Source organism: Mesorhizobium sp. M7A.F.Ca.CA.004.04.2.1 (assembly GCF_004022825.1).
Classification (GTDB): domain Bacteria; phylum Pseudomonadota; class Alphaproteobacteria; order Rhizobiales; family Rhizobiaceae; genus Mesorhizobium.
The window spans coordinates 1-6265 of sequence record NZ_RZPH01000266.1 but is presented as its reverse complement, the minus strand read 5'-3'; the positions used below and the strand labels follow the sequence as shown (position 1 = coordinate 6265).

6 protein-coding genes are annotated in these 6265 nt (G+C 63.0%); 4 read left to right on the top strand and 2 right to left on the bottom strand.

What is annotated here, in order from left to right; translation table 11 throughout:
• Both EN893_RS14205 and EN893_RS14200 read right to left on the bottom strand, forming a co-directional pair.
• Positions 1-788 (bottom strand): amidohydrolase (locus tag EN893_RS14205; protein ID WP_164900850.1); only part of this gene is annotated, 788 nt, incomplete at its 3' end.
• Complete coding sequence (locus EN893_RS14200; RefSeq protein WP_127270913.1) at positions 775-1953, bottom strand: M24 family metallopeptidase; 1179 nt, start codon at positions 1951-1953, stop codon at positions 775-777. The genes EN893_RS14200 and EN893_RS14205, both read right to left, overlap by 14 nt.
• A gap of 222 nt (positions 1954-2175) precedes the next feature.
• Here EN893_RS14200 and EN893_RS14195 point away from each other — a divergent pair, with 222 nt between their 5' ends.
• The 4 genes from EN893_RS14195 to EN893_RS14180 form a co-directional block, all read left to right on the top strand.
• On the top strand, positions 2176-3342 hold the full coding sequence (locus EN893_RS14195; protein WP_127268133.1) for an ROK family transcriptional regulator: 1167 nt from the start codon (positions 2176-2178) through the stop codon (positions 3340-3342).
• A complete protein-coding gene (locus EN893_RS14190) occupies positions 3339-4103 on the top strand; it encodes an ATP-binding cassette domain-containing protein (RefSeq protein WP_127268132.1) in 765 nt (254 codons plus the stop codon). Before EN893_RS14195 ends, EN893_RS14190 begins: the two co-directional genes overlap by 4 nt.
• Positions 4104-4142: 39 nt before the next feature.
• On the top strand, positions 4143-5183 hold the full coding sequence (locus EN893_RS14185) for a sugar ABC transporter substrate-binding protein (protein ID WP_127270911.1): 1041 nt from the start codon (positions 4143-4145) through the stop codon (positions 5181-5183).
• 147 nt (positions 5184-5330) lie between these two features.
• Positions 5331-6265, top strand: a 935-nt coding sequence (locus tag EN893_RS14180; protein ID WP_164900849.1) for an ABC transporter permease, incomplete at its 3' end; no start/stop codon positions are given.

Sequence of the window (6265 nt, the reverse complement as noted above, 5' to 3'; positions counted from 1 at the left end):
ACATTATAGGCGTTGCCGCCATTGATGGCCGTCACGGAAATCACCAGCGGATCGTATGGGTCGATCTCGCGCGAAACGATCTTCTGCAATTCGCTCACCAGGGAGCAAGCCACGGCCAACGCATCGACACCTTCATGCGGTTTTGCCGCGTGCGCGGCCGAGCCGATGACGGCCACATCGAACGTGTCGCAGGCCAGAGTGTAGGGACCAGAGCCGACGGCAACCTTGCCGGACGGCGTGTAGGGATCGACGTGGACGCAGATGGCGGCATCGATGTCGTCGAGAAGCCCCTCTTCCACCACCCGCCTGCCGCCCGACGGTTCGTCTTCCTCGGCCGGCTGGAAGATCAGGCGAACGGTGCCGCCAAAACTGTCCCGCGACCGGTGAAGATGCGCGGCCACCGCGAAAGCCATCGATGCATGGGCGTCGTGACCGCAGGCATGCATCACGCCTGGATTCGTCGATGCATAATCGACGCCGGAGGCCTCCTCGATCGGCAAGGCATCGATGTCGGCGCGAATGGCGATCTTTCGATTCGACGGCTTGCCGGTGCCGACAATATCGACGGCAAGGCCAAAGCCGGCAACGTCGCGAATGTCGGCAATTCCCTGATCCACCAGCATCTGCCTGAGATAGCGCTGCGTGCCGGCCTCCTGGTTCGAAAGCTCGGGATTGCGGTGCAGGTGGCGGCGGACCTCGATCATCCGATCGAGAATTCCGGCGTCGATATCGGTCGTCACGGTTTTCGCAACACCACCCGCCGTGGCCGAACCCTCAGGATTTGACATGGATCTCTCGCGGGAACTTCGTCAGGGTCTCATGGCCGGTTTCGGTGACCAGGATGGTCTCGCTGATCTCGATGCCCCAGCCATCCATCCACATGCCGAGGATGGAATGAACGACATTGCCCGGTTCAAGCACGGTCTTGTCGCCCGGCCTGAGGCTGATCGTATGCTCGCCCCAGTCCGGCGGATAGGCGACGCCGATGGAGTAGCCGATGCGCGATTCCTTCTTCAGTCCGTAGCGCTGGATGACCTTGCGCCAGGCGGCTTCGACGGCTTCGGCTGATGTTCCCGGTTTGACCGCGTCGAGCACCGCATCCATGCCCTCGATCACCGCTTTTGCCGTGTCCGAAACATTTGTCGGCGTCTTGCCAAGCTGCATGGTCCTGGCGAGGCCGGCGGCATAGCGGCGGCAAACGCCGGCAAGTTCCAGCGCAATCGTCTCGTTGTCTCCGAACCGCCTGTCGCTCCACATGATGTGCGGCGCCGAGGCATTCTCGCCACCGAGGATTGTCGGTGGAAGAGCGGTGATGTCGCCGGCAAAATCCGGGCTGCCTGCGATCTGCGCCGCCTGGATGGCGGCGATGGCATCGCACTCGCGAACACCCGGTGCGATCACCTCGAAGGCCCGCGTGACGGCCGCTTCGGCCAAGGTGGACGCCTTGCGCAAATAGGCGATCTCGGGCGCCGATTTGACCGCGCGGATCCAGTTCACCAGCAGGTCGGCATCATGCCATTTTGCATTTGGAAGTCCCGCGACAAGCCGGGCGTGCGCCTTGGGGGAGAAATAATAGGCTTCGAGTTCGATGCCGATATGTCTGACACCCCAGCCCCTGGCGACGATCCAGCTCGCGATCCAGTCCATGGGATGGCGATCGACGCGCTGAACATGGTCTTCCGGAAAGCCGACCACGTTTTCCGGTTTCATCCAGGCGGTCAGAAGACCGCCGGCCGCATCCATGGCGCGCCCGATCCAGACCGGCTCGACCTCCTCGATTGGAACCAGCACCACCTGCGGCGTGTAGAACGACCAGCCGTCATAGCCGGTGATGTAATGCTGGTTGGCAACGTCGTTGACGACAAGGAGTTCGAGACCGCGCTTCGCCATCTCGGTGCGTATCTTGCGAAGCCGCTGTTGGTACTCGTCTCGGGCAAACGGCAATTCAATCATCTTTGCTCCATCTTTGTCAGATCAACGGTCGCGGGGTTCGCTCACCATTGAAGGGGTTTCGCCACGGCGGCAATCGGCCAGGACGACGCGTGGGCAGGTCCTGAACCGAATAGGCCCTCCACGGCCTTCCCCAGGAAAACTTCGGCGTGAATTTATTTTTGAATTCCATTTGACTGAATAAATAAGCAATGCAAAGCTGCGCTCTCCTAAGGGGCGCAAGGCATGGCACTGCGGGGGACCAATCAGGAGTTCGGGCGGCCGTACAATCGGCGCATCGTGCTTGAGTCCATCCGCCTTCATGGACCGATCGCCCGCGGCGAGATCGCCCGGCGCGTCGGCCTCACCGTCCAGACGGTATCGACCATCGTTCGCGAACTGGAAGATCAGGACTACATCCTGTCGCTGCGCGAAGAGCCGAAGGGGCGCGGCCTGCCGCCGGCAACGCTCCGGATCAACCCCGATGGCGGCTATGCCGTCGGCATCCACATCACTCCGCTTGGTATCAGCGCCGCCTTGATCAATCTGAGCGGCGACGTGATCGAGAGCATCTACCGCGAGGCGCCGAACGCGGCGCCGGACCACGCCTTCGAGCTGATCGGGGCGATGGTGGTGGAATTGACCAGACTGCGGGCTGGCGGACGGGTGCTGGGCGTTGGCATGGCCCTGCCCGGCCCATTCGACGTGGAGTCCATGAGTTTCGTCGGGCCAACCACCATGACCGGCTGGAAGGATGTGGCGCTGCGCGAACGGCTGGCGGCCTCCACCGGATTGCCGGCCTTCTTTGAAACCGATATGGCAGCGGCCGCCATGGGCGAGCGCCTCTACGGCCTCGGCGCCCAGTTTTCCGAATATTACTATCTCTATTTCGGCGTTGGCCTTGGCGGCGTCATGGTTCATGACGGCAGCGCCTTGCGCGGCGCCTGGGGAAATGCCGGCGAGATCGGGCACATTCCCGTTATTCCGGGCGGCGAGGCCTGCCCGTGCGGCAACAGCGGCTGTCTCGAAAGATATTTGTCGCTCGAGGCACGCCGGCGCTGGAACGGCAGCGAGGCGGATTGGGTCGCCGAAGTCGCACCGATCTTTCACAACGCCGTCGCCGTCATCGAGAACCTGTTCGACCCGGAGACGGTCATCCTCGGCGGGCTGGCGTCCACCGACCTGCTCGAAATGCTGGCTGGTTCGGCCGGAGGCCTGCACAACTCCGTCTCGGCCCGCAAGGACCGCACGACGCCCAGGGTTGTGGTCGCGCGCGGCGGACAGCATTCCGTGCTGCGCGGCGCCGCCGCCCTTGCGGTTTCCGGGGTGCTGTCACCTCGCTTCGGGCAGATGTTCGCGGCCGAACGCGAACGCGAGCGCGACCTTCTCAAAGGCAGGGAGATTGCGGCATGAGTGAACCCCTGCTGGTGCTCGACAACGTCACCAAGAACTATGGCGCGATCGAAGCGCTCAAGGGGATCAGCTTCTCGATCGGCAAGGGCGAGGTCGTGGCGCTGCTGGGCGACAACGGCGCCGGCAAATCGACACTGGTGAAGATCATATCGGGCGGACTGGAGCCGACCTCCGGGCGCATGCTGTTCGAGGGCAAGGAATTCCTTGCCAAATCACCAGCCGAGGCCAAGGCGGCCGGCATCGAGACCGTCTACCAGGATCTCTCGCTGTGCACCAATGTCGACGTGGTCGCCAATTTCTTCATGGGCCGTGAGATCACACGCAAGTTTCTCGGCATTCCCGTGCTCGACGAGCGCGCCATGGAAGCCGTCGTCGGAAGGGCGCTGGCCAATGCCGGCACCCGCATTCCCTCGCTGCGGGCCAATGTCGAGCATCTCTCGGGCGGCCAACGGCAAGCCATCGAGCTCAACCGTTTCGTGCACTGGGGCGGCAAGCTGGTGCTGCTCGATGAACCGTTCGCCGCCCTCGGCGTCGAACAGACACGGCGCGGCCTCGACATGATCCGCCAAGTGGCGAACCAGGGCATCGGCGTCGTCATCATCACCCATATCATGCAGCAGGCTTTTCAGGTCGCCGACCGGATCGTGGTGATCCGCCAGGGCGTCGTGGCCGGCGATGTCGCACGCAATAAAACAAGTCCCGATGCGGTGATCAACATGATCACCGGTGAGACGCTTGCCGGTGCCGGACCGACAGGCTGAGGGACAAAAGAGGGGTCCGGCTTAAGAGGAGCGAACGACATGAAGCGAATACTTCTTGCTGTCTTCGGTATCCTTGCACTGGCCTTTGCCACGCTCACGCCGGCATTCGCCCAGTCCAAGGGTATCATCTACTATATGGTGCCGACGCTGCTGGACGAGTTCCAGACCGGCTCGGTGAGCGCGCTGGAACTGTTCCTGAAGCAGACCGGCTACGAGATGAAGACGCTGAACGCCGACAACAAGACCGACGCCCAGCAATCGCAGATGAACGATGTCATCGCGCTGAAGCCGGCGGCCATCATCCTGGCGGCAGTCGACTTCAATGCCCTGAAACCGTCGATCGAGGCGGCCCGGGCCGCCGGCATCCCGGTGGTCGAGTTCGACCGCCAGATCACCTCGACGCCATCCGACTTCACCTCTGTCGCCGGAACGGTCGAGATCGGCTACGTAGCCGCGGACCAGGCCGAGAAGCTGCTGAAGGCAAAGCACGGTTCGGTGAAGGGCAAGGTGCTGCAGGTCCTCGGCGACCCCGGCGACCCCTATACGCTCGACATCCAGAAGGGCTTCGAGGAGAAGATGAAGGCGTTGCCGGACGTCAAGATCATCTCGCTTCCGGCCATGCAATGGGAAGCCAGCAATGCCGGCACAATCGTTGCCGACCAGATGCTGGCGAACCCCGACATCGACCTGATCTTCAGCCATGCCGCGCACCTGTCGGTCGCCGCCGTCGCCTCGCTCGAGGCGGCCGGCAAGAAGCCGGGCGACGTCATGCTGATGAGCTCGAACGGCGCTCCGGTCGGCCTCGACCTGATCCGCAAGGGCTGGCTCAACGCCGAAATCGAGCAGCCGCTCTACGCGCAGGCCGCGGCTGTCGCGATGTTCATGGACAAGATCGTCAAGAAGCAAGAAATCAAGCCCGGTGAATACGACGTGCTCGGCTTGAAATCGACCGTGACCAAGGAAGCCTGGGGTCCGAGCATCAAGATCCCGGGTGACGCCATCACCAAGCAAAACGTCGACAACCCGGCCTTCTGGGGCAACCAGAAGCCGCCGACGGACACCGTCAAATCGGTCGAATAGTCATTGAAAGCGCTCCGGGCCGTTACGGCCCGGAGCCTGCCCTTTCATGACGCCGCGTCCAAAAGACGCCGTGGCGAATTTGAATCCGCGCCCGAACCCGACGAAATCGAATTGATTTCGCGGGGCATGCGCCAACCGGATCAGCCCATGAACCCGCGCACACGCAAAGCCCTGGAGTTCGTACTCGACAACCTCGTCTGGTTCATGCTGCTGTTCGTGCTGGTGGTCTTCTCCATCTTCGTCCCGAACTACTTTCAGCTCGGCATCTTCGCCAACATCATCGAGGCTTCCAGCGTGCTCGGCGTCATGTCGATCGGCCTGGCGCTGGTGATCATCGCCGGCCACATGGATCTGTCGGTCGAATCCGTCGCAGCGCTTAGCGCCATGGCGGTCGGCATCCTGTTCTGCTCGTCGGGCATCGGCATGGGCGTGCAACTGCATCCCGAATGGCTGATGGTTCCGGTTTCGCTGCTGCTGGCGCTGGCCGTCGGCGGTCTCATCGGCGCCTTCAACGGCTATCTGGTGGTCAAGGTGAAGATGAGCGCCTTCATCATCACGCTGGCGTCCTACATCTGGGTGCGCGGCCTCGTGCTGGTCGTGTCGGGCGGCCGCTCGGCGCAGGATCTTGCACCGGCCATCCGCTGGTTCGGCATCCAGCGCCTTGTCGGCCTGCCACTTACCGCCTGGATCGCGGTTGGCTGTTTCGTGGTCTTTTCGCTGATCATGGCCAAGACGCCGTTCGGCCGGCATCTGGTGATGATCGGCGGCAACGAGACGGCGACCTTCCGCGCCGGCATCCGGGTGAACCGCAATCTCATCATCGCCTTCGTGCTTGCCGGCGCGATTGCCGGCCTTGCCGGCTGGCTGCTGGCGATCCGCACGTCGGGCGCCACCGCCAATCTCGGCGTCGGCCTGCTGTTCAACGCCTTCGCCGCGGTCGTCATCGGCGGCGTCAGCCTCAAAGGCGGCGTCGGCACCCTGCCCGGCGTCTATGCCGGCGTGCTGCTGCTCTCGGCCATCAACGCGGCGATCAATTTGATGGGCCTGCCGGCCAATTTTACCCAGGTGATCCACGGCCTGCT

Bases quoted from the DNA above. Each gene is read 5' to 3' on its own strand.
- EN893_RS14200 (WP_127270913.1), bottom strand. From the start codon at position 1,953: ATGATTGAATTGCCGTTTGCCCGAGACGAGTACCAACAGCGGCTTCGC.
- EN893_RS14195 (WP_127268133.1), top strand. From the start codon at position 2,176: ATGGCACTGCGGGGGACCAATCAGGAGTTCGGGCGGCCGTACAATCGG.
- EN893_RS14190 (WP_127268132.1), top strand. From the start codon at position 3,339: ATGAGTGAACCCCTGCTGGTGCTCGACAACGTCACCAAGAACTATGGC.
- EN893_RS14185 (WP_127270911.1), top strand. From the start codon at position 4,143: ATGAAGCGAATACTTCTTGCTGTCTTCGGTATCCTTGCACTGGCCTTT.